Annotated in this window: 19 protein-coding genes; 3 read left to right on the forward strand and 16 right to left on the reverse strand. The window is 42.5% G+C overall.

Annotated elements, in window-relative coordinates:
* Positions 1-29: 29 nt before the first annotated feature.
* The 10 genes from ACSQ8P_RS35470 to ACSQ8P_RS35515 all read right to left on the reverse strand — a co-directional run bounded on the left by ACSQ8P_RS35470 (position 30) and on the right by ACSQ8P_RS35515 (position 11,994).
* The gene (locus tag ACSQ8P_RS35470; RefSeq protein WP_436239689.1) at positions 30-1,367 is read right to left on the reverse strand and encodes a DegT/DnrJ/EryC1/StrS family aminotransferase; all 1,338 of its coding nucleotides are present in this window, start codon (positions 1,365-1,367) and stop codon (positions 30-32) included.
* Positions 1,368-1,432: 65 nt separating this feature from the next.
* On the reverse strand, positions 1,433-1,834 hold the full coding sequence (locus tag ACSQ8P_RS35475) for a Rid family detoxifying hydrolase (RefSeq protein ID WP_436239690.1): 402 nt from the start codon (positions 1,832-1,834) through the stop codon (positions 1,433-1,435).
* A gap of 1 nt (position 1,835) precedes the next feature.
* Positions 1,836-2,858 (reverse strand): galactitol-1-phosphate 5-dehydrogenase, encoded by a 1,023-nt coding sequence (locus ACSQ8P_RS35480; RefSeq protein WP_436239691.1) that lies wholly within the window; start codon positions 2,856-2,858, stop codon positions 1,836-1,838.
* Between the two features lie 22 nt (positions 2,859-2,880).
* On the reverse strand, positions 2,881-3,540 hold the full coding sequence (locus ACSQ8P_RS35485; RefSeq protein ID WP_436239692.1) for a cyclase family protein: 660 nt from the start codon (positions 3,538-3,540) through the stop codon (positions 2,881-2,883).
* A gap of 22 nt (positions 3,541-3,562) precedes the next feature.
* Positions 3,563-4,693: a M24 family metallopeptidase gene (locus tag ACSQ8P_RS35490; RefSeq protein WP_436239693.1), complete on the reverse strand. Its 1,131-nt coding sequence runs from the start codon at positions 4,691-4,693 to the stop codon at positions 3,563-3,565.
* 23 nt (positions 4,694-4,716) lie between these two features.
* On the reverse strand, positions 4,717-5,832 hold the full coding sequence (locus ACSQ8P_RS35495) for an alanine racemase (protein ID WP_436239694.1): 1,116 nt from the start codon (positions 5,830-5,832) through the stop codon (positions 4,717-4,719).
* Positions 5,825-7,129, reverse strand: a complete 1,305-nt coding sequence (locus ACSQ8P_RS35500; protein ID WP_436239695.1) for a M20/M25/M40 family metallo-hydrolase — start codon at positions 7,127-7,129, stop codon at positions 5,825-5,827. Before ACSQ8P_RS35500 ends, ACSQ8P_RS35495 begins: the two co-directional genes overlap by 8 nt.
* A 233-nt stretch (positions 7,130-7,362) precedes the next feature.
* A complete protein-coding gene (locus ACSQ8P_RS35505) occupies positions 7,363-8,673 on the reverse strand; it encodes an MFS transporter (protein WP_436239696.1) in 1,311 nt (436 codons plus the stop codon).
* Positions 8,674-10,591: 1,918 nt separating this feature from the next.
* A complete protein-coding gene (locus ACSQ8P_RS35510; protein WP_436239697.1) occupies positions 10,592-11,152 on the reverse strand; it encodes a GNAT family N-acetyltransferase in 561 nt (186 codons plus the stop codon).
* Positions 11,153-11,169: 17 nt separating this feature from the next.
* Positions 11,170-11,994: an alpha/beta fold hydrolase gene (locus ACSQ8P_RS35515; RefSeq protein WP_436239698.1), complete on the reverse strand. Its 825-nt coding sequence runs from the start codon at positions 11,992-11,994 to the stop codon at positions 11,170-11,172.
* Between the two features lie 168 nt (positions 11,995-12,162).
* On the opposite strand from ACSQ8P_RS35515, the gene ACSQ8P_RS35520 reads away from it, so the two are divergent.
* Positions 12,163-12,768: a TetR/AcrR family transcriptional regulator gene (locus ACSQ8P_RS35520; protein WP_436239699.1), complete on the forward strand. Its 606-nt coding sequence runs from the start codon at positions 12,163-12,165 to the stop codon at positions 12,766-12,768.
* A gap of 198 nt (positions 12,769-12,966) precedes the next feature.
* On the opposite strand, the gene ACSQ8P_RS35525 is transcribed toward ACSQ8P_RS35520, so the two are convergent.
* Positions 12,967-14,361: a PAS domain S-box protein gene (locus ACSQ8P_RS35525; protein ID WP_436239700.1), complete on the reverse strand. Its 1,395-nt coding sequence runs from the start codon at positions 14,359-14,361 to the stop codon at positions 12,967-12,969.
* Between the two features lie 357 nt (positions 14,362-14,718).
* Positions 14,719-14,916 carry a hypothetical protein gene (locus ACSQ8P_RS35530; protein WP_436239701.1) on the reverse strand — a complete coding sequence of 66 codons (198 nt, stop codon included), beginning with the start codon at positions 14,914-14,916 and terminating at the stop codon, positions 14,719-14,721.
* 543 nt (positions 14,917-15,459) lie between these two features.
* Here ACSQ8P_RS35530 and ACSQ8P_RS35535 point away from each other — a divergent pair.
* Entirely contained in the window at positions 15,460-15,609 is a 150-nt protein-coding gene (locus ACSQ8P_RS35535; RefSeq protein ID WP_436239702.1) for an IS3 family transposase, read from the forward strand.
* Between the two features lie 28 nt (positions 15,610-15,637).
* Here ACSQ8P_RS35535 and ACSQ8P_RS35540 read toward each other — a convergent pair whose 3' ends face one another.
* The gene (locus tag ACSQ8P_RS35540) at positions 15,638-17,530 is read right to left on the reverse strand and encodes a LuxR C-terminal-related transcriptional regulator (RefSeq protein WP_436239703.1); all 1,893 of its coding nucleotides are present in this window, start codon (positions 17,528-17,530) and stop codon (positions 15,638-15,640) included.
* A gap of 252 nt (positions 17,531-17,782) precedes the next feature.
* Here ACSQ8P_RS35540 and ACSQ8P_RS35545 point away from each other — a divergent pair, with 252 nt between their 5' ends.
* Positions 17,783-17,926: a hypothetical protein gene (locus ACSQ8P_RS35545; RefSeq protein WP_436239704.1), complete on the forward strand. Its 144-nt coding sequence runs from the start codon at positions 17,783-17,785 to the stop codon at positions 17,924-17,926.
* Between the two features lie 1,483 nt (positions 17,927-19,409).
* On the opposite strand, the gene ACSQ8P_RS35550 is transcribed toward ACSQ8P_RS35545, so the two are convergent.
* From ACSQ8P_RS35550 to ACSQ8P_RS35560, 3 genes are all read right to left on the reverse strand, one after another.
* Positions 19,410-20,141 carry an EAL domain-containing protein gene (locus ACSQ8P_RS35550; RefSeq protein ID WP_436239705.1) on the reverse strand — a complete coding sequence of 244 codons (732 nt, stop codon included), beginning with the start codon at positions 20,139-20,141 and terminating at the stop codon, positions 19,410-19,412.
* A 622-nt stretch (positions 20,142-20,763) separates the two neighbouring features.
* Entirely contained in the window at positions 20,764-21,006 is a 243-nt protein-coding gene (locus ACSQ8P_RS35555; protein ID WP_436239706.1) for a hypothetical protein, read from the reverse strand.
* Positions 21,007-21,492: 486 nt separating this feature from the next.
* A complete protein-coding gene (locus ACSQ8P_RS35560; RefSeq protein ID WP_436239707.1) occupies positions 21,493-24,138 on the reverse strand; it encodes a LuxR C-terminal-related transcriptional regulator in 2,646 nt (881 codons plus the stop codon).
* Between the last annotated feature and the right edge of the window lie 109 nt (positions 24,139-24,247).

Here is a 24,247-nt window from a genome sequence, read left to right on the forward strand (position 1 = left end):
TAGGCGATCATTTCTTTTTAATTTACTAGCTATCCCCTTTTTTTATACAAACTCCAATCTCCCAATTCCATTGAATTTCCTTGATCTCCTGCTAGCAGCTCCCTATAATTCCCCGCAACCTTACGAAAGGCATTGGCATATTCTTGTATAACATCCGGTCTAAAATGCTTGAACCATGGAATGCTGAATACTTTATCTGCAATTCCTTCACTTATTGGCAATAAATCGTCAAGCTCTCTAATGTCTCTAGCTGCGTTCGCGATTCTGGTCGGTACACCGTGTCCATACACGTCGGCGTCTTGTAATAAAGGGTGAAGATGTAGCGGACGATTGCAGCCTGGACTGCATTCTTCCACACCTTCCGCCCGAACAGCTTCACAGAAACGGGAAATAGACAATCCTCCAAGCTCTTCAGCCTTATAATGCCCATGTGCGGCATACCAGCCGCCCATATAAATGTCAGAGCCTTTCTCCGGTCTATGCGCTCTGATGCCACTTACATCCTCGAGGAGATCCCAAAAATAATTCATGGACCGGCTAATTTCTTCATGCCTTTCATCGTAATGCTTAAGCTGCACGCGCCCAACTGCTGAACTGATCTGATGCATCCGGTACTTATAGCCTCCCATTGGAAGACCCTTGTATGGCAATAAATCGGGACTCTCTATTTCTTTGTCAAATCGCTCATAATGCCCAAGAACGAGTGCCCTTTCATAGATCAATCTATCATTAGTGACCAACATACCACCTTCGCCAACAGCCAAAGCCTTGCCCGCCATTAGCGACATTGCCCCTACGTGACCGATGGTCCCCAACTTACGTCCTTTATATAGTCCACCATGGGCATGGGAAACATCTTCAATAACTTTAATACGATGTTTTTGAGCTATTGCCATAATTGCATCCATGTCTGCGGGATAACCAAGATAGTGGACGACCATAATGGCTTTTGTTCGTTCGCTGATCCGGTGCTCGATATCCTTCGAATCCAGACAAAGCGTGACCGGATCGATATCGGCAAAAACGACTGTTGCTCCTAGTGAAAATGCCTGCAAGGCAGATGCCCAGTAAGTGATGCTCGGACCTATGATTTCATCACCAACACCAAGTCCACAACCATACATGGCAGCTTGTAGCGATGCAGTACCGTTGTTAAAAGCAAGTGCATGCTTCACATCCAGCCACTTGGTGATGTCATCTTCAAATTGGCGTGTAATCTCTGTACCAGACATTGCCCCCCTTCTCAGTACCCCGAGCGCGGCTTCTTCATCTTCCGCTGTTATGATCGGCCATGTAAACATATTTCCCGGATTTCCAGTTACCGCTTTACTTCCTCCCAATAGTGCAAGCTTCTCGATTTTACTCATTCTCCATTACTCCCCCCTCTTTAAATAAAAACACATGCACAAATAAAATAAGAATGATAACTTTTCTAAGGTAGCTGAGCAATAATATCAATCTCAACCAAAATATCGCCCAAGCCTCCGGAAAAACAAGTTCTTGCTGGATAAGGATATTCAAAAAACGTTTTATAAATCGTATTAAATCGCTCGAAAAGTCTCATATCTGATAGAATGACCGTCACTTTAACTACATGATCAGAGGTGCAATGAGCAGCGTTCAAAATATGGAGAATGTTCTTCATAGTAGATAGGGTTTGCTCTTCAATCTCAGTTCCGAGAATCTCCCCTGTTTGCGGATCCAGTGGACCTTGACCGGAAATATAGAGAAAGCCTCCAGATGTTACAGCTTGAGAATAAGGGCCGTCACCCTTTGATGCGTTTAAAGTCTCCACAACTTCTCTCATTTTTACTCCCCCATCTTTTATCTTCAATTTATGGATATAACAGTACTTTCGCCACTTTTCCCGGGTTGCCCAATAACTTGTCAAACCACTCGGCGCCTTCTTCAAGCGGTGCTTCGACAATCCAATCACTCAAATCAAAATACCCCGCATAAAGCCACTTCAATGCAGTCTGAAAATTGACGGACGAATAGGCAAATGATCCAATGCATGTGATTTCACTCCGAATTAACGAATTTACCTGCAGCAGTGACTCTGGTTCATGTAGTCCAGTAAATACAACCTTACCGCCAGGTGCGGTGCTATCCATGCATTGACGACGTGTTTGAGCCGATCCTACGGCATCGATTGCCACCTGAACACCTAATCCGTTTGTAAGGGATTGTATCCCACTTGTGATATCGACCTCCGTCGCTTGAAGAGTTATTGCTCCAAGTGCTTCGGCCATTTGTAACCTTTCCCGATGCAAATCAACGGCAATAATATCTTTGACTCCATGAACCCGCAGTGCTTGCAGTACAAACAAACCGAATGGGCCCATTCCCATTATCAATACTTGATCTCCCGGCTTAGCCGCCGATAATTCTGCTACGCGGACACTGCAAGCAATCGGCTCAGTCAACGCGCCTTGCTGAAAAGTGATATGATCCTGAAGCGGATATACGCAAGAGGCAGGCACTTTCACATAGGCTGCGTTGCTTCCCGGCAGTGATGCACTTAATAATTTACGACTTGTGCATAGTTGCTGTTGACCCTTTAAGCAATGCATACAGCGTCCGCAGGACACTAGTGGATTTGCCGTTACTCGTTGTCCGGGTTTCAGCGAGTAGCTTTCTTTCAGCTGTTCGCTTAATTGTACGATCGTTCCCGAAAATTCATGTCCGAATATCTGTGGGGGCTTGCGAAGTGCATTATGACCCAAATATCCACTTAGTTCTGAACCGCAAATGCCTGAAAATGCAACCTCAATCAATACCTCTTCATCATTAGGTGCAGGCAGGTCAACTTCCCTGATCTGCATATCGCGAGGACCTTCATAAACTAATGCTTTCACTGATTACCTTCCCTACCTTCTATCATTTAGTAATTACCTCATCTAGATAAACTGCTCTGCATGGTGTTCCGCAAACACCCGATATAGGCAACGGCAGTGCAATTAATGTTCCGGGTCCTTTTCCAACATTCCTTAAACCAACCAGCGGAGCAAGCAACAGTCGATCCTTGGCAAAAAACAACCGGTTCAATTCATTGTCATCCATTCTTGGATCCTGCACACTAGGAATATCCAAGCCGAGTAAACCGACATCCTTCTCTACAATCCATTCCATAACTTCCGGCAAAAAGAAAGGGCAGCCTTGCACAAAATCTTCGTGCCCCCAAAATTGATCCCAGCCGGTGGCTATCAGCAGAGCATCACCTGATTTGAAATCAGCACCAACAGCACGATTCAACTCATCAGCTGTTATCTCTTCCCATTTCTCTTTATCCGTAAGCTGGGCGACCCATGCTTTCTTAATGAAGCGGTCTATTGATACTTCAGCTATCGTTTCGCGCCCCGGAAACAAATGATCTGCCGTTTCCAGATATGTACCTGCAAGTGTATGCAACTGAAGAAGATGACCACTCCAACCAACCTTTTCCAGACTAGCAATCGGCTCTACACGTACGTAAGGTAATGGAGCTCCATAGCTCCACATGCCATTGTAAATAGGACCGCTTAAATCAAGGACTCGCACGAAACAACTCCTCCTTTGCCCATTAAAGATCATCTCGAAACGCCGTTAAATTAACGGGACCCGATCTGGTAACCAAATAGGCATTCTCAATTCGGATTCCAACATTCTCCGCATAAATTCCCGGTTCCACACTGATAACCATGCCTTCCATAAGAGGTTGGCTGCTGTCTGGAATTAAAAAAGGAGCTTCCTGATCTTCAATTCCAATGCCATGGCCAGCATGATGAAAAAGTATATATCCCCTCCCAATTTCTTTGAGCTTTCTGCTAACCTCGTGATAAATCTCACTTGCTTTTATGCCAGGCAGCAACATGGTTTCCGCAAGCGTCAAAGCTTGCTTTACGATTTCATGGACTTTAACCTGTAGTTGTGTTTTTTCCCCGACAGCAAAAGTACGACAATTATCCGCATGATAACCGTTAATGGTTGGAAATAGATCTAAAATCAAAGTTTCTCCGTTATGGATGTATTTGGAGGTGGGCGGACCGCCTGCTTTCAATGACCTGCTGCCTGAAACTAGATCACATTTCCCAAAAAGCTGAATAGGTTCACCAGTTTTTAGCCATATAGCGGCGTTCATTTTGGTAAATAATTCAAACTCCGAGATGCCGTCTGTCAATTCCTGGCGGATATAGTCATACATATATTGATTGATTTCACCTGCGTACTTTATTCTATCTATTTCATAGGATGCTTTGAGAAGCCGCATCTCTCGTAAATAAGGTCGTAAATCTATGGTATCTACGCTTGCCTGTGAGTTTACCAATGCCTTTGTCATATCCAAAGACGAGAAATCCACTGCAATCTTCCTAGGCTTTAAGGCAGAAATGATTTGTTGTGTAAGCCTTGACGCATTATCATGAGCGTCAGCCCACTCATGCAGGTCATAATTCACAAACTCTTTAACCTCAATATTCAATTCAACTGGATGATCGTAACTTTCATCCTTTGCCATGATACGAATGAGCTCCCCTTCCTTAGTGATAAGAAATACCCGCTGCACTCTAAAGTTTAGCTCACAGTCAATCAAATAAAGTTGATGAGCGGGGTTTGTTATACAGCATAAATCAAGCTGATGCTCCTTCATATAATCAACCAATCTGCTTAACCGATCTCGAAGAACAACGATGGGCGCTGGGAAACGTTTTAACATAAAAACACCTCAATTTGAGATAATTACCTTACTTTTCCTCTGCCCTGAATGTTCCAAATGGCTTCCACTTCTTCCTGACGCACTGCTGCTGCTTCATCAAACATATTGATAACACCGCAGCAATGTACGGGGATGATCTCAAGGGTTTGCCCGATTGCAAGATCCCTTTCTTCTTCCGGCAGATACAACATCCCGTGCTCCTCTGTAAACCAGGAAACGATGATGCCCGGATGTCCCAAAACATATCCTCTGCCAGTTCCTATTGGAGAGTCATCGCCGTCCATCGTGAATACTTTCGTACCTGCATCAATAACCGCTCGATCCGCGGAGGGTCGGCTGACAATTGTTGTTTTCACGGTCAATGCGCAATCTTCCAAAGCAAGTGCCCCCAAGCTCACTTGCATTAAATCACCGAATATGTAGGTACCTGGACGAATTTCTGTGATCCCGTTCATTTGGTCAGAGAAGCGCGAAGTAGGTGTAGAACCGGCGCTTATTACATCTGCACGCAAGCCGCTGTTTCTAAGTAATTGAGCGGTTGTACGCGCTGCAGTCCCTTCTGATATGGCAATCTTCTCAACTTCAAACACATCCTTGGCGTCATAAGAGTGACCCGCAAATGTTATCAAGCCACGAAAGACAAGACCAGGGAGCTGGGCAATCTGTTTGGCCAAATCCACGACGGGCTGACCTTCAGGTACGCCAACACGTCCAAAGCCACAATCCATTTCCACAAGTACATCTACGGAGATACCAGGTTCTTGCTGTAAAGCAAACGAAACTTCGCGAGCAACAACCATACTATCGACCGCAATCGTCAAATCAACCGTTTTTGCTAAGCGACGCAATCTGTTCAGCTTTTGCTCCCCTACTATTGGATAAGCTATAAATATGTTTTGTATCCCTGCTGCAGCCATAACCTCGGCCTCTCCGATTTTGGCCACGGTTACACCAATGGCTCCTGCTGCGATCTGTTGTATCGCCAACTCAGGAATTTTATGGGTTTTGACGTGTGGCCGCAATGCAATTCCAGCACGGTTAACAAATTGCTGCATATCCGCTATATTCTTTTCAACCTTCTCCAAATCAATCAAAATAAAGGGCGTATCCAGATCCTTCTTATTCATCTTCTTATTCATCTTTTCCTCCCTCCTCCACAATGCCGCACCAATCCAGAATTGTATGCACGTATATTTCAATCAAGCGAAAGAATTGTGGAATATCGATATATTCATCGGGTGCATGTGCATTCGCCCCAGATGGTCCCATTATGATAGCGGGAGTTGTACTGTGCAGATTGAATATAAAAGCATCACAGGCAAAAGGTGCGCCTGCCTTAATTGCTGCAGTCCCTGTTACTTTCTCCACGTTATGTGCCATGATGTCAATTAAAGGAAAGTCCACATCCACATCACATCCCGGCAGGAAGCGAATCATTTTGGTAAATTGCGGCATTTGCCATTCTAAATATTGATTAGCGTACATCTGACTGAAGCCCACCAACAGATCTTGTTGCAATTGCTCCTCTGTTATATGCGGATGACACTCAACCCATATATCAACATGACATTCCGTTGGACCACTGTCACATAATGGGGCGAACATATCACCTGCCTCAAGTCGAGTAACGATTACACTAAGAGAACGATCATCTTCAAACCAAGGCTGTGGACCTGCTTTGCCTCTTGCTGTAATTTCATAAGCTTCCAAAAAGACTATGAACTTAGCCGCAATCAATGCGGGATTAATAATTTTCTCCCCGCTGAAGGACATGCCTGTGTTTCCCTTAAATGTGACACGCCACAATGCTCCGCCTCTCGTACCTGGGCATACTGCCATATTGGTTGGTTCAGGAATAATCGCCGCATCCGGATTATAACCCTTGAGTCTGCTGGCTAAGGTTCCGTTCGCGCCGCCAAATTCTTCATCCACAACAGATTCCACCCATAAATCACCTTGCAGTTGAATCCCAAGCTCACGAATACAACGGACCGCCATGACGGATGCAGCTAGACCGCCCTTCATATCAAAGGTGCCCAGACCATATAGTCTACCTTCCTTTACTTCCGGGGTCCAAGGGTCACGATCCCAGCCAGGAGCAGCGACAGTTGTATCGATGTGACTTGAAAACATAAGCGAATTCCCGCCGCCTATTCCTTTCATTACAGCAACGACATTCGGTCTGTCCCTATAGTCCTTTCCAGGGAAATATGCTTCATGTTCACGAAAATGAGGTACATCCTCTGGAGAAAATATATCGACATTCATTCCCATATCGCGTAAATACTGAGCAAGAAACAATTGGCTCTCTTTTTCCGAACCGTGTGTCACTTCATTCACTGTGTTAAATCTCACCAAATCCTGCACGAGACCTAGCATGTTCTCACTGTTGTTATCCAACCAAATACGAATACTTTCATTCCATGTATTCCTCATTTTCATGTCCCCCGACAAAATTCTTTTTATCCTTTATCATTATTTTTCTTGGTTAAATTTACTTAGGCTTAATATATAAGCGCATTAATTAAATTGTACATAGTCCATATTATAGATAGATCAACCAGTTTACTTATCGCCACAAGCCAAACAATATAAAAAGCTATTTGGCATATTATTCACGACTAATATGTTCAAATAGCTATTTTTTTGTTCCATTACTTATTCATATTTTAAGACATCACAATTTTTCGATTTCGTTTGCTGCCAGACCAGATGACGACTGGTATCAGTAATAGTGAAAGGATGCCTCCGCCAAGTGAGAGCAATGCATAACTAGAATGTGCGACAAGAATGCCAGAAAGTGCTCCACCCGATGCCCCAGCCAAAGCAATCAACACATCAACAGTTCCTTGCGTCTTTGCACGAGTGGCTGGATGAGTCGCATCCACGATGAGAGCTGTCCCACTAATAAAACCAAAGTTCCAACCAAGACCTAGCAGCGCAAGAGCAATTATGAGTGCTAGCGTGGAATCAGTAGTCGCAACAGCCGCAACAATGCCAGCAGTAAGTAGAATGGCTCCAGTAGCAAACGACATTGCGATTCGCCCGATCTTGTCAACCAGAATACCGGTCACGAGGGATGGGAGGTACATTGCGCCGATATGAATGCCAATTACTAGTCCTACCTCACCTAAACCATGTCCGTGGTTCTTCAAATGTATAGGCGTCATTGTCATAATCGAGGTCATTACGATTTGGGTTACAATCATTACTGTAGCCCCAACAATGATTCTACTGTTATTGAATGCTTTTATATTCTTTTTGTCAGCGGTGGCGCTCTGATCCGATTTCTGCCCTTTGGCGATTGCATTCGCAGTAACGAGTGGGTCTGGACGGAGTAAAACCAATAACACACCACCTGCAAGAATGAAGGCTGCGGCAGCTAAAATGAAAGGACCTGCTAGAGATGGGATACCGTGTAACATAGCAAATCGGCCCATGACATCAACCGTATTCGGACCCGCAATGGCACCGACGGTAGTTGAAACCATTGCAATACTGACAGCAGTTCCCCGCTGTGTAGGCTTTGCCAGGTCTGTACCTGCATATCGGGCTTGTAAGTTTGTAGCATTACCTGCACCATAGATAAGTAGTGTAGCAAATAGAAGTAGAATATTGTCGGCTACAGCTGCAATGACTATACCGATCGAGCCAATGCCTCCAATCAGGAAACCTGTCGCGAGCCCTAAGCGGCGTCCGAAACGCTGGGAGAGTCGCCCAACAAACAGTGCAGCCGCAGCAGAGCCAAGAGTGAACAACGCAGTAGGTATTCCTGCAAAGTTGTCCGTTCCCAACATATCCTGGGCAAGGAGTGCTCCGACAGTAACCCCTGCAGCAAGTCCTGCACCGCCGAAAATTTGCGAAATGGCAACTATAATTAACGTCCGTTTATATAGACGTCTTTGCATTTCAAGGGAATCAATGTAACCATGTAAATTGTATGCTAGACTTTTGATTTTATCTTCGGTTTCAACAGACATCGCTCAGAGCCCCCTTCTTCTAGCAGGTTTAAGGACGACTTAAAAAAGCAGCTGGGATTGATGATTTGTTATAGCTAATATAGGTTTCATTTTTATAAAAATGGTTAAAGACTCTGGGGATAAATGTATCGACATTCATTCCCATACCGAATAAAAACATAAGCTAACTATATAAGAGTGTCCATCAAACAGTATATAGTCCATATTAAAGATGGGTTATCCTGTTTACTTATTTTACTAAACACCAGCTTGGATTATGGAATCATGCGATGGATATACGCTACGGGCCTTATGCAATGTCGGAGGTTACTACTCCTTAGGAAAGATAGGTTCTTGCTTCACTCTCAGCATATTTCCGATCACAGCTATCTTCCCAGGAAGTGCAGCCGCTTAAATATCAAAATATTGTTTTTGTTCTAACGTCATTTTAAAGCAGACCAATAAATTTTCCTCCGCCTATGGGTGCCATATGAGCATCAGGAATTGAATGCCTTGTCAGACATTCAATTCCTGATGCTCATAAAAAAATCAACCATGTCGACTGCTTACGCTTTATATGCCGACTATTTAATGAGATCCAGTCTGATTCCTTATACCGATAAAATAAGTAAGTGGTTAATTCTAGCAGCTTTCTCCCCTCCTTTAATTTTGATGGTTTCAAAACAAAAAAGTCATCCTCTCATGAGAAAAGCTTCGTTAATTGGTATATGTGTAATAAAACACCTAGAATTCTTAAACCACTCGTATTCCTTCCATAATTAATGACCACCATCTTTTTTGAAACAATTGAAATAAATTCCGCGTAGGACTATTGTCTGTCTTTAACCCCCTAGCCCCAGCTTCTATTTCCAATAGTTTAAAAGTATGCATTTTGAAAGACGATAATCCCAGGCTTTAGCCATCCTATCAACATAATCATCCGTGGTGAAAAAATAGAATCAAACGTCCTAATTAAGTCACACGACAAGAAAACAGTTATAGACTCAGATGTTACTTTAGTATTCTTTCTTTATGATTATCATCCATTTAAGTCATTATCTATCTTCGAAAGACGCAAACTTACTCATTTTTTGGAGCAAGAAAATGTACATCTAACACTTTAAATTTTGTTAATCCAGCTTAACTTTTCGAAGTTTTAGAGGCTAAGGCTAAATTGTTTTCTACCTGATCTTGAGCCTCTTTCACTATGATTACATGTTTACATTGCTGTTTTACATACATCAGTTGTGGATTGATATCGTGAAATATCATGAACAACCACTCCTTCATCAAATTATATTGATACATACATCAAAAAAATTAATTTACATTCTAAGAAAATATAAGAGCGACTGGTCTAAAAATGAAGCGCTGCTCTTCTGAAGAAATCCGTTCACTACAGCACTATTGATCTGGTGATAGCTCCAGGTGCCAATGATTTCACATATATCGCAAACGCACGTTTTCCCCGCTGTGTTTACTCATACATGTTTTGCAATCTCTTTCGATCCGCCAATGCTTTTAAAATTTTGCCTCATACGTTTCAAAACAATGAGCCTTTCGGTGCAGTATTTATCTTTACTTCATGTATTGGGATCATTGTTTTCATCCGATTCGTTTTCTTGATTAACAATTATTCGTGGAAACTTCTCGGCCAGATCACTCGATCCAAGTAAACTGAATTCTAAATTCTATAGTACGATTAGGGTTTCATAAATAAGTTTTATACCAACAGTGGCATGACTAGGACGCGAAATCAAAGTCCTAGACTGCCGCTGCAACTATTCAACTCTAGTTTACATTAGGTAAGTATTTGATGTAGTCCCCAGCTTTTGTCTTGCTTCACACAGAGCGTGCTAATGTTTTATTGACAATAATCAGATTGTCTAAATTTGGTTTGATTACAAATGCGGATACAAAGACCGCGACATGCTGTTGGTCATAATCCTGTGTCCCTTAGTATAGAGTACATTTTTAAATCATGATGTCTACTCTTTGCAAACATGGCTTTTCTAATTATCCCCTCAAATGACATTCCCGCTTTTTCCATTACTCGTGCTGAACGGGTATTTTCTACAAAGCATCTAGCTTGAATACGAACTAAATCCATATTGTTAAAACCGAATTTAATAACTTCATTTACCGCTTCTGTTGCAATGCCAATGCCCCAGTAATTCTGAGAAATAACATATCCGAGTTCAGCAACTTTATGTTTTGGATCCCACAATACATATTCAATCGTTCCAATTAATTTTCCGTTTTCTTTATATTGTATTCCCCAAAGAACCACTTTCTTATTTTCGTAATTGCTTAGAATAAGTTCAACACACTCTTTTGTATCTGATAATGATTTGTGAGCATTCCAAGAACCGTATTTAGACACCTCGTCATTAGAGCAATATGCATTCATATCTTCAATATCATCTAATGTTATTTGTCTTAGTATCAGACGCTCTGTTTCTAGGATAGTTAAATTACTTAATATTTCTTCAATACTCATAAAAGCACCTTGTATCGTTAGATTTGGTTTAAATGTTGGATAAGAAGTGCAATAAACTCTGTTGGAGTTTCCAAGGGGGTGAAGTGACCTACTCCCGGAATGATGTGATAAGAAGCCTGGTGAAGCTCCTCTTGCTTTAACTTCAGTCCGAGTTCCGGAAGTATATAAGTATCATGCTCCCCGAATATGATGGTTATCGGCATCGAAAGAAGTTCAGCTAATCGCCCACGATACATTTCAAGCTTGTTCATATCTCCTGAGCGATATAACTCTAGTGTAACTTTATCCTTCTTGGGATCAGAGAATAGGTTATAAAAATCATCAATAATCGCTTGAGATACGTGAGGGACTGATTTTTTCATAAAACCTTCAAAAACCGGTTTGTTTTGCAGATACGCTACAAATTGTTCCCCTCCGACAAGAGAGCGAATAGTCAATGCGTCCTTATGCCATTCAAAATCAGGGCTAAAAGTGGCATCCGAAATGATTAAACTTTGTACACGCTCGGGATATGTACACGCCCACTTGGTTCCGATTAAGACTCCCCAGTCATGGGTGACAAGGTGAAATTGCTCAATGAAAAGCTCAGCAGTAAAATCACTTATAAATTCCACATAACGCTCCCACGTAGACGGTTCATTAAAGGCTTCACTTTGTCCAAAACCGGGAAGATCAGGCGCGATTGCTCTGTAGCCAGCCTCCATAACGGCTTGGGCTGCTTCTTTCCAAAGCAATGAAGATTCAGGGAAACCATGTAAAAAAAGTACTACTGGAGCATCAAACTTGCCGTAATCCAAATAAAACGTATTTTTTCCGCGAACTATAATAGATTTTTTTTGCATAATCAACAAATCCTCTCTTTTTTAAATACCGACCGTTCGGTCCGTTTTTAAGTTAACATAATGTTACACATTCTGCAATACTTTTTTCTTTTGAATTTATTATTTGTTTTTCAAGTAGTTGTATGATATTTTAAGACCAAACGGTTTTTTTTGAAGGGAGATTTTATCATGCGTAAGGGTCAGATGACTAAAGAACATATCATTCGTGAGTCGGCCGGTTTATTTAATACAAAGGGATATACAGGAGCCTCCCTGTCTGAAATCATCGATCGATGTGGAATACGCAAAGGTGGAATATACAATCACTTTGAAAGCAAAGATGAACTTGCTCTTGCAGCTTTTGATTATTCTTTTTCACAAATTCTAGGTTTCTTTTCCAAAGCATTAGAGAATGCCAAGAATTCAAAAGAAAGACTATTAGCAATTTGTAAGGTATATATTGAAATCATTGAAAACAACTCTTTAGAAGGAGGATGTCCGATATTAAATACTGCAATTGAAAGCGACGATGGACATCCTTTCCTTAAAGAACGGGCTCAAAGTGCTATGAAAATTTTTATTGAAAAATTAACCTTGATCATTGTTGAGGGTATCGAAAATAAAGAATTTAAAGAAGCTATAAATCCTGAAGAGATTTGTATTTATCTCATTGCTGTAATTGAAGGAGGCGTGATGCTTAGTAAATTATTTGATGATAGCAAGTACATTCGCCATTGCACAAGTAATGTAATTCAGTATATTGATGAACAACTGCTGTTGAATCACTTGAGTTAAGTAAACACTATTGCAATACAAATATTGTTGAGCTTTATCCGCTTCATATAGCGTCCTTTTGAAAAGGTTTACTCTATCTGCTTTCTCTTACTCAAAACCACTAGCATTTTCAGTTAGTTTAATGTTATCTGAAAGTAGCCACTAACTAAAATTGTCACTTTGTCAGTCCAAATTCGTTCTATATCTGGAGTATCATTCTTAAAGGAGAGGTGGAACAACAGGTAAGTAAATATCTATAGTTGTGCCTTTACCTTCTACACTGGAAATATCCATGTTCCCGCCGTGAGCATGAATTATTTTTTGCGTTACCATCATCCCCAGACCAGTTCCCTTCTCTTTTGTCGTATAAAAGGGATTCCCTATTTGGTTAAGAAACGCCTTGGGAATTCCACATCCTTCATCTATAACCTGTATCATTATCAGATTTAAGTTAGACTGTTTTCCAACAACTCTTATCGCCCCACCTCCAGGCATCGCCTCAATTGCGTTTTTAATCAAATTAATAAATACTTGTTTCACTTGAGCCCCTATGCATTGGATCTGAGGCAATGACTCTAGGTTAAATGTTTTAATCTCAACTTTATTTATTAATGCTTGCGATCTAAGTTGCAGTGCAACATCGTTAATAATTTTCCCGACGTTTCCATAACGCAACTCATTTGCTTGAGGCTTCGCTAATATAAGCAGTTCACTTGAGATCATATCAATTCTTGCCAGCTCATCCATCATAATTTCAAAGTACTCCTTCTTAACCTCTGGCATGATTGTTTGGATCAGCTGTAAGAACCCCTTGAGAGAAGTAAGCGGATTTCTTATTTCATGTGCGATTGAAGCTGCTAGTTGTCCTACAGCGGTAAGCTTTTCAGTTTCGAACAACTTTTTTTCGTTTTTATTTTCTTTTGATATATCTCGGGCCACGACATATACACCCACAACTTCTTGGTTAACAATAATCGGCATATTGGTTACCTTAACATCAATGATATGACCATTTTTATGTATAATCTTTGTTTCATAATGCTGAGAACCCCCCCTTGTTGCTTCTGTAAAAGATCTCAATGGCATATCTAAGTAGCCTGAAGTAATTAATGAGATAAACGACATCTGTCGCAACTCATCTTCCCTATATCCTATTAATTGTTCGCCAGCAGGATTAACACTTAGGTAATTTCCATCTAAATCTAGAGAAAATACGGCATCAGGATTATTTGTAAAAAGTGATTTGTAGTGTTGATCTTTTTGTATAGATGCCCGTTTTTTTTCTGTAATATCTTGAAAGTATACAGAAAGGCCATGTGGTGAGGGATAAGCCTTTACATCAAACCATGTTCCTAATGGAGGGAAGTACGCATTAAATTCAATTGTCACTTGCTCACGCATTGCCAAAAGGTATAGATCATAAAATACTAAATGAAGTGCCTGAGGAAACTCGTCCCACAGACACTTGCCAACAAGGTCTTCCTGACTACGGAACAAGAGTCTTGTTGCCTCAGTGTTTGTATATGTAAATTTCCATGTCATATCTACCGCAAAAAATGCAACAGGAATTCTATTTAGCATATCATATACACCCTGTTCATGAATTTTGACCATGTTCTTACTCCCCCCCCCCGTCTTTAGTGATATTAGCGACAGTACAAGTACGGCCACCTCCACCGTCAATGGCTATGCCATACTTGGTTCGATTTTTAAGGATCCTATAGTTTTTTCCCATATACAGGAGATACATTTACTTCTACCGAGACATTGGGATACCCATAAGTGTCGTTGATCTATCCGTAGTGACAACTGCGCCAATAAACCAGAAGCAAACATGCACTAGAGCTATACATTCAATTGTGCTATTTTAATAATGGAAACAGCTTAATCGCAGTTCCAATAGCTGTAACGATAATAATTTAACTTCATCTCCCAGGATGATCTGGTTTGTGTTTTCAGTACCATTAATGCCTAGTCGGATTGAACACGACTTAGTGAGATTAGTAGCATTCCTAAATCATGTACTTTTCTTAACACTCCATGCAACGCAGCCTGATCGACAGAACCCATTAATAGCGTATCACCGTTATCTTCAAGCAGGATGGTAAGCCCCCCGAACCAGTCGCTCCACCCAGGACCAAGATGTCCCTTGACCCTGATTTGATACACGATAGAATCTATTGCATCCGTATTAGTGTTTTGAATAATGATATTTTCCTCTCCTTTGTGGGCCTGATTAGCTGTCTGTGCGACTCGATCGATCTACAAGTATCTTATCTATAATACGACATTGACGTATAGACACTTTAGTGTTAAGTGGAGGTGTTGTTTTTAATTATTGAAGGGGAAGTTGGAGAGCATCTCTAGCTAAGGGGAATACTTATCCAGTATGCAGGACATGCCACACTCCTAAAACCTTGCACACCATCTTTTGACTTCGTTGGTACAACGGACGCTAAACATCCTTCTCGAATGGCTAGATGATAATATTCATCCGGAGGCCATCTTGCACCTGGATCAAGCGGTACACTATACACATCCGAGTTTTAACCAGCGAGTTGCAGATGCTGGCATTCTTCAATTGATGTCTAGGTAGGCAACTGCCAGATAATGCCCCAGGGAAACGATGCGCAAAATGAAAGACGAATTGGAATACCATCCATAATTACGAGACAATTGCAGAGTTATGAGACTAGTTGAAAAATACATCGAGTGAATACTGAGCGACAGCAGTGGACATTAAAAAAGATGACTCCTTATGAATTCAGGAGCCACCTCTTAAGCGTAAGGGTATTCGTTCAGCATTCACCTTACGGTTCACAGTCCAAAGGGTTGGTTGGAGTTGTTGTTTTTAATTATTGAATGAAAGAATGCTAGGAATAATGACGATTTAAAGCAATCCCATCTCTCGGGCATAAGCCACAGCTTCAGTGCGCCTTCGAACTTGCAGTTTGCCATAAATCCTGCGATTGTACCCTTTTACCGTGTCTAGCGCGAGGAAAAGCTGCTCGCTAATCTCACGATTCGAGAATCCTTTGGTAATAAGCTGTAGTACTAATAACTCGCGCTCACTCAAAGGTTCGATAGGGGGCTGAACATGTGCAGTTGGGCTCGGATCGGGCTTGTCTTCGCTCTCCTGCTCCTCAGCAACGAAGACAGCAAGTAGCTTACCTATATAGTCGGTCATGATCCCTTGAGAAGCCACTTCAGATAATAGCCCTACCATTTCTCTACCTTCATCAATGAAGATACGGATGAAGTTACTCGGCTCAGCCAGCGCTAGCGCTGTGAGCAGCAGTTGAACAGCCTCGTCCTTCTCGCCATGCACATATAGAACAACCGACTGTAGAACAATAACCTTGAGCCGTTCATCCTCCCAGCCCTTGGCCTCAACATGCTCGCGCAAGGGTCTCAACACAGCCAGAGCTGCAGACGTATCTCCTAAGGCCAAGTGTACCCTAGTTTGGCTAATGGGAATTTCGTGCGCATGAGCCAAATGATCAGCGTCAGCCAAGTTGCCCTGATGTAATAATGTAAGCACTTGTGCAGCAGCAACCTCAGGTATTCGTTTCACAAAATTATGCTGGCGTACTAACTGACTGGCCTTAGCAAGAATAGCAGCTGCTCCTGCCACATCTCCCTGGATACGTCTCAGGCGGGCGAGAACTAACTCACAGGCAACAATTCTGTCCATATCTAATTGCTTTGCTAGTTGAACGCTCCGTTCACAGTGCTGTAAAGCAGCATCTAAGTCGTTCCATTTGTAGCAAATACGGGCAAGACCAAGATGCGCTTCGCAGGAAATCGGATTCGGCGGATCACCTGCCAGTTGCAGGACGCGGCCGTAGGTCTGGGCTCCCAGATCGAGCTGGTTGTCTGCTTCCTGTATGTTGCCCAAGCCTATAGTAGCCAGTAGCGTAATGAGGTTATGTCCAATCGATTGGCTCATAGTTATAGCTTCGGTATAGGCTTGGTATGCTGCGGCGCGGTCTCCTTGTAGATAGCAGGCATAACCCAGCGACCAAGTAGCAGAAGAGCGGTAAGGCAAGTTAGCGGGGTGCAGATTCTCCAAGGCGCGACGTGACTGGACAATGATGGTTTCAACTTGGTGCTGAGTGACAGCCACTGTAGCTCTCATGACGGCAATTTGACCTACAAGATCTTTGGTTTTGTCGTCTAACTCGGCGCCTTGCATGGCTGCTTCAGCACCAAGTAGTTTCTGTTCGACGTTAACTAATTGGCTGGTAACCAATAACGCCGAAGCAAACATCACCCACAACGAGGGCGTCGCATCCAAAACTTTAGTCGGTAGTGAATCTAGCCATTTCAGTACAGGGGCCGCAGCCCCTCGAAAGTGCAGAGGCACTCCCCCTCCTGCCATCAAGCGCGCAGTGCGCCCAACATCATTGGCTGCAGCAGCATGTTTAAAAGCTTCAATCTCCAGCCCATTTTCTTCGTACCAAACGCTAGCACGAATATGTAATTCAGCTATGCTACTCCCCGTTTCCCCTGTAGAAAAGGCGGTGCTCTGTTGCAGGCGCTGACGCAGTAAATCAGCGAAGAGATGGTGATATCGGAACCAACGCCGTTCGTTGTCCAAGGTGACAATGAACAGGTTAGCTTGTTCGAGATATTCCAGGGTTTCTTGTCCGAAACCAAAATTACTTAGAACAGCATTTACAAGTGGACCGCATAAGCGGTCAAGAATAGATGTTCGGAGCAAGAAAGTCTGAACTTGCTCCGATTGCTTCTGTAGGACTTCTTCAATCAGATAGTCCAGCACAAAATGGTGGCTACCGGTGAAGGATCTGATGAAGTTGGTAGTGTCACTGTGTCCCTTCAGTGAAATCGCAGCTAATTGTAAGCCGGCAATCCATCCTTCCGTGCGGGTTTCAAGTAACGCTATGTCTTCCGAAGAGAGATTGAGACCCATCACTTGGTTGAAAAAACCAGCGGCTTCGAAAGCTGTAAACCGCATGTCCGCAGCGCGTAGCTCGGTCAATTGGTCCCGGACGCGTAGTCTAGCCAGGGGGAGTTGTGGATTCTCACGGGTGGCGATAACCAAGTGCATCTGTGGTGGGAGATGCTCGAGCAGGAAGATGAGCGCATTGTCTATCCGTTTGGCATTAATAACATGGTAGTCGTCAAGGACGAAGACGAACTTGTGCGGAATGGTTGAGATTTCATTGAGAAGGATCGTCAGAATCGATTCGGTTGACGGTGGCTGCGGGGATTTGAGCGCACCAATTACGCCTTCTCCAATATTCTCTGCAATCGTCTGTAAAGCAGCGACAAGGTGCGCTAGGAACCGTGTAGAGTCATCATCCCCTTCGTCCAGCGACAGCCATGCGACAGGTCGCTCACAATTGGCGATCCATTCGCTGACCAGCGTAGTCTTGCCAAAGCCAGCGGAGGCAGAGATGAGGGTCAGCTTACGGTCCAGACCCTCGTTTAACCGCTCGATCAGGCGCGGTCGGAGGACAACTTTAGTTCGCGGCAGGGGGACATATAGTTTAGTGGCTAAAATTTGCATATTTAGTTTCTCTCCTTTTATTTATCGAACTTTATCAAAAGGAAATATCGGTAGTTTCTTCGTGGTCAATTGACCGGCATTATGACTAGCATTCTGTCTATCTTCAAAATATATGTACTCGGCATAAGCACTTAACCACATCACACTGATCTAAATAACTCTCACTCAAATCTCTACTAGCGTTTTGACATCTAAAGTAGTCACTAATTAAAATAGTCACTTAGTCAGTCCAAATTCGTTCTATATTTGAATTATCCTTCATAACGAAGAGGTGGAATTCGTCTTTATATTACAGTTTTCCCCAGTTGGATAATCTTTGGAGTGTACGGATATTTTTGAACGAATATTACTTGTTACTGTTTAAGCGAAAAGGAGTCTAAGTGCAATCATAGAGAAATAACATCCTAGCTAACATTTTCAACAATTATCAAACTCCACCCAAAAAGTAATACTCCCCATAATAAGAAAGAAAACACTTACATTGTATCAATTGACCTATTTAGCCTATTATCGTAAAAGGCTACCGATTCATTTCTGTCGATAGCCTTCTACAGATATTTAATTGAACTATAGTTTGATTTATATTTAATGAAACTGCTATGCTGTTTGAACAAACCAAATTTCTAGCACATAATTTTTCCATTTACAGGGATACATCCACTTCTTCTAACATATTTCCACTATTATTTTGATTTAATTATGCTATACCGATCGTAGTGGTAATATTAACTCTCTGTGCAAGATTCTTTCAGCAATAACAAGAGAATGATAGAAAATGTCTCTCCTTTGAGACGCACTACAACATCAAGTACTATTTTTAAGTAATACGTCTAATTATTTAAGCATTAGTGCTAAGAGTTCTTTTTTCTTTATCGCAATCGCATTAAAAATCTAATCAAAAGTACGGTAATAAATAAAAAAATGTACTAGATAAGCATTAAATAGATCGAGTATTGACATCGTGAGAACGTAAATTGCAGTTCGAAATAATTATAAATAATACACCAATTGACCACTTAGAAAAACGAAAATTTTTTGCGCTGTGACGCAATAAAAAGTGCCATTGAGCAGTAAGCTTTATTTAACATTACTTTCAAAAGCACAAGTCGATCTAAGATTTTAACATTTTTCAACGGAATACACGTTGAGTTGAGCTGCCCGCAGGTACCACAGATTGCTTTCTTATTAAACCAAGTGAAATGTCGTTGCTTTGTTGAGTTTGTTGTTCGGGCAGTGGCATTGGTCTTCCGCAGAGCCATCCTTGGCCAAAAATAATCCCGCTGTCTAGCACTTTATTTTTATGCTCATCGGTTTCTATTCCTTCAGCAATTACTGTTACATTGACCTCATCACAAAGTTTTTTAATACCCGACAACAAATTTTTGCTCATTAAATTCGTACTTTGCACAAGCGAGCGATCCAACTTGATTATATCAGGAACTAATCTTTCAATCAGTGACAGACAAGAGTACTCCATGCCAAAGTCATCTATTGCAATAAGAAACCCTTCACCTCGTAATCGCTTAATGGTTTCCTGTACTTTCGATATGTCTGAAATTTTGCCTTCGACAATCTCAAGGACAATTCTCTCTGGTCGTAAGTGGGGATAGGCTGAAAGGTTTATATCGAGTCCGTTCACAAAAGACTTTGGAAGGCTGTTGACAAATAAGACTTCCTGATTTGAATACGATTTAAAGGCAATGTTACGAGCGAGTTTGTCTAGCAACAACTCATCCCCCTCAAACCTTGCCTTTTTAAAAATATGACTAGGTTCGTGAGGTCCTCTTAATAGTGCCTCATAACCCACTGTAATATTATTGTTTAAGTCCACTATAGGCTGAAATACGGAAAATAATTGCAACTTATTCGCCCCTCACATTCCGAATATCGGATTTCTTTTAACATTAAGTGATTTGAGCGGAGAGCCATACCATGGGGCACTGTAAAACTTCGTATTCTACAGTCCCCGACGGTTACAGTTATCGCAAACACTCTTAACAAATTTCATTGTCTTTGGTGCTAAGTTTTCGACCTCTCAAATCCGGATAACCTTCTATGCACCGGATTTGATTGTGTAATACTTTTCAAACTAGAATCTACTGGCATCCCCAAAATAGTTACCCATGCTGTAAGTGAACGAATTACACCGAAGAGAGTTGTAACAAACTGAAAATCGAAATCATATTAATCGTATAAAAGAAGTCATATTATCGACAAAAACGTCGCAAGTATAAACTGTACCCTCAATTATAGTTCTCTTCCTGTTGTTATTCTTTTGTTTGTCTCCAACAATTATTACTCTATTACTACGTAATTCATTTGTGTATCTCCTTTTAATAAATAGATTTGATGATACAATTTCTTTGAATGTACATAAGTCTTTTTCATCCAATCCGTTATACTGAGTCCCTTAATTCATATTGATTGCTATGAAGCTTTCGTGTAGTCTCTCCAATTTAGTTTCTAAGATCTGAAGCATGTGTCTAGTCGGATTGAACACGACTTAGCGAGATTAGTGGCATTCCTAAATCACGGATTGTTCTTAACACTCCGTGCAACGCAGCCTGATCGAGCGGACCTGTTAATATCGTATCACCTTCATTTTCAAGCAGGATGGTGAGACCCCCGAACCAGTCGGTCCACCCAGAACCAAGATGTCCCTTAATCCTGATTTGATACACAATAGAATTTATTATATCCTTATTTGGGTTTCGATTATCTTGCATTATCCGTCTCCTTCGGGCTGTTTTACCTGTATCATATCCGCAATAAGGTACTACCTAGTAGATACTTAAGTACTGTTCTAAGGTACTGTTTAAGTTTAAGGGGTAATGCTATGGGGTTACCTAGAGGAAAAGGTAGAAAGTGTAGGGATAAAACTGACGTCAGACTACAATAGACCCAGCTCTCGGACATGTATTAGTGCTTCGGTGCGCCTCTCGGAGCAAGGGGGGCGCGGAACAGAATTTGTCTCCACTTTCTTCTCATAAGCAATGAAGACAGCATCTATGAGGATGGTGACTCCCTATCATTAGGTCTACAAGGACCAAGGCTTCCCTTGATCCTGATTTGATATACGATAAAATGTTTTGCATACGTTAGGGGTATTACATATCCTTAAGTACTGTCCTAAGGTTTTGTTTAGGTTTTTAGAAGAAATGCTGTGGGGTTACTTAGAGGGTAGAAAGAGATGGGATAAAACAGACGTCAGGCTACAATAGACCCAGCTCGCGGGCACGTATTAGTGCTTCGGTGCGCCTCTGGACCTGTAATTTGGCGAAAATATTCTGATTATGCCCTTTAACCGTACTCAAGGCGACGAAAAGCTGTTCGCTTATCTCACGATTCGAGAGTCCTTGTGCAATGAGCTGTAGTACTATTAACTCGCGCTCACTCAAAGGTTCGATATGAGGTTGAACATTCGGAGTTGGGCGCAGAACAGAATTGTCTCTATTCTTTTGCTTGTCAACAATGAAGACAGCTAGTAGTTTACCTATATAGTCAGTCATATTCCCATGGGCAGCAGCTTTAGATAATAATCCTGCTATTGGTTTACCTTCATCGAGGAAGATGCGGATGAAGCCACCTGGCTCTGCCAGCGTTAGCGCATCAATAAGAAGTTTAGTAGCGGCTTTTTTCTCGCCGTGTGCTTGTAGAGCAATAGATTGTAGAATCATAACCTTGAGCCGTTCATCCTCCCAACCCTTAGCCTCCAACTGTTCAAGCAACGGCCCCAGCAAAGCCAATGCTGAGGACATATCTCCCAAGGCCATGTGTACCCTCGCCTGACTGATTGGGAGTTCGTGCGACTGAGCCAGTTGAGCCGCTGCTCCCAAATCCCCTTGTTGAAGCAATATATGCACTTCTGCAGCAGCAACCTCTGGTATCAGATGCACGAAATTATACTGCCGTACGGACTGACCGACCTCAGCTAGAGCTGCAGCCGCGCCTGTCACATCTCCTTGGGCAAACTTCAGACGGGCGAGAAATACCTCACAACAAATGAATCTGTCCGTGTTCTCTACTTGGCGCGCCAGTTGGACACTCCATTGTCCGTGTTGTAAAGCGGCATCCAAGTCGTTCCACTGATAGTAAATACGGGCTAGGCCAATATGCGCTTCGCAGGCAATCGGAATCGGCGGATCGCCTGCCATTTGCAAGACGCGTCGGTAGGTTTGGGCCGCAAGATCGAGCTTGTTGTCTGCTTCCTGTATATTTCCCAAGCCGATAGTAGCCAGAATGTTAATAAGGTTATGCCCAATTTTTTGGCTCATAGTAATAGCCTCGGTATAGGCTTGGTATGCTGCGACACGATCTCCTTGAAGATAGCAGGCATAACCCAGTGCCCACATCGTGGCATTGCGGACAGGTAGGTTGTTCGGATGCAAATATTCCAATGCGCGACTTGATTGGGTAATGATGGTTTCTACCTGATGCTGACTAACAGCCACAGTGGCCCGTAATTGGGCGATATGTCCTACGAGGTCTCGTATATTGTCGTTTAACTCATTGCTTTGAAGTGCTGCTTCAGCAGCTTGAAATTTCTTTTCGATACCAGTCAATCGGTTGGCGAACAGTAATGCCGAGGTATACATCACCCATAACGATGGCCTAGCATCTAGTACCGTCGTTGGCTGTGACTCCAGCCAGTTTAGTACAGGAGCCACGGCACCACGATAGTGCAGGGGCATCCCCTTTCCTTCTACAAGGATCGCGGCGCGCTCAACATCATTTGCGGTAACAGCGTGGTGCAAAGCTTCAATCTCCAGGCCATTGTCTTCATACCAAGCACTGGCACGTATGTGTAATTCGGCCAATCCTTCATCTCCTGTTGACGAAGAGATGATCTGTAGCAGTCGTTGTCGAAGAAAATCAGCGAAAAGATGGTGATAGCGGTACCAACGCCGCTCATTGTCCAAGGGGCAGATAAATAAGTTAGCATGTTCAAGATATTCTAGTCTTTCTTGCCCAAGACCTGAGATGCGCAGAACGGCATCACAAAGCGGACCACACAGGCGGTCGAGGATAGATGTGCGCAGCAAAAAAGTCTGAATGCTCTCGGGTTGCTGAAGCAGAACTTCTTCCATCAGATAGTCCAACACAAAATGGTGGCTGCCAGTGAAAGATTTGATGAAATTATTGGAATCTTTATGTCCCTGCAAGGAAATCGCCGCTAACTGCAGGCCGGCAATCCACCCTTCGGTGCGGTTTTCAAGTAGTGCGATGTCTTCCGATGAGAGGTTCAAGCCCATCACCCCGTTGAGAAATCCCGCTGCCTCGGAGTTGGAAAAACGTAAGTCTGTGATGCGTAGCTCGTTTAATTGGGCTCGAGCACGTAACCGAGCCAAGGGTATGTGTGGATCTTCACGCGTGGCGATGACCAGGTGCATGTTTGGTGGCAGGTACTCAATAAGAAAGGTGAGAGCATTGTCAACCAATTTGGTATCTATAACATGGTAATCGTCAAGGACTAGGACGAAATCATCTGGTATAGTAGTGATTTCATTCAGTAGGGCTGTCAGAATCGATTCAGTTGACGGTGGCTGAGGGGATTGCATCACACCTAACAAGCCTTCTCCAATATTCGCCGAAATCGTCTGTAAAGCGGCAACGAAGTAGGTTAAAAAGCGTGTAGAATCGTTATCCCCTTTGTCCAGCGACAGCCAAGCGGCCGGTCGCCCGCAAGCGGTGAGCCATTCTCTGACCAGCGTGGTTTTACCAAAACCGGCAGAAGCAGATATAATTGTCAATTTTCGGTGCAGACCTTCATTCAGTCGCTCGATCAGACGTGAGCGGAGGACAAATGTAGACCGAGACGGAGGAATATATAGTTTAGTAGCTAAAATTGGAATATTCATTAATTAAATATAACACAGACGCACAGTTAATGAGAATGCATTAGTAAATTTACATTTACGCGCCAACATCCCTTTTCTTCAAACAATAATAGTCAGCAAGTGTTTTATG

Origin of the sequence: Paenibacillus sp. LjRoot153, assembly GCF_964253085.1 — a bacterium.
Lineage (GTDB): Bacteria > Bacillota > Bacilli > Paenibacillales > NBRC-103111 > Paenibacillus_E.

What these genes read in the sequence shown, in the direction of transcription:
- ACSQ8P_RS35470 (WP_436239689.1), bottom strand. Translation starts at nt 1,367, where the DNA reads ATGAGTAAAATCGAGAAGCTTGCACTATTGGGAGGAAGTAAAGCGGTA.
- ACSQ8P_RS35490 (WP_436239693.1), bottom strand. Translation starts at nt 4,693, where the DNA reads ATGTTAAAACGTTTCCCAGCGCCCATCGTTGTTCTTCGAGATCGGTTA.
- ACSQ8P_RS35495 (WP_436239694.1), bottom strand. Translation starts at nt 5,832, where the DNA reads ATGAATAAGAAGATGAATAAGAAGGATCTGGATACGCCCTTTATTTTG.
- ACSQ8P_RS35500 (WP_436239695.1), bottom strand. Translation starts at nt 7,129, where the DNA reads ATGAGGAATACATGGAATGAAAGTATTCGTATTTGGTTGGATAACAAC.
- ACSQ8P_RS35505 (WP_436239696.1), bottom strand. Translation starts at nt 8,673, where the DNA reads ATGTCTGTTGAAACCGAAGATAAAATCAAAAGTCTAGCATACAATTTA.
- ACSQ8P_RS35510 (WP_436239697.1), bottom strand. Translation starts at nt 11,152, where the DNA reads ATGAGTATTGAAGAAATATTAAGTAATTTAACTATCCTAGAAACAGAG.
- ACSQ8P_RS35515 (WP_436239698.1), bottom strand. Translation starts at nt 11,994, where the DNA reads ATGCAAAAAAAATCTATTATAGTTCGCGGAAAAAATACGTTTTATTTG.
- ACSQ8P_RS35520 (WP_436239699.1), top strand. Translation starts at nt 12,163, where the DNA reads ATGCGTAAGGGTCAGATGACTAAAGAACATATCATTCGTGAGTCGGCC.
- ACSQ8P_RS35525 (WP_436239700.1), bottom strand. Translation starts at nt 14,361, where the DNA reads ATGGTCAAAATTCATGAACAGGGTGTATATGATATGCTAAATAGAATT.
- ACSQ8P_RS35555 (WP_436239706.1), bottom strand. Translation starts at nt 21,006, where the DNA reads ATGCAAGATAATCGAAACCCAAATAAGGATATAATAAATTCTATTGTG.
- ACSQ8P_RS35560 (WP_436239707.1), bottom strand. Translation starts at nt 24,138, where the DNA reads ATGAATATTCCAATTTTAGCTACTAAACTATATATTCCTCCGTCTCGG.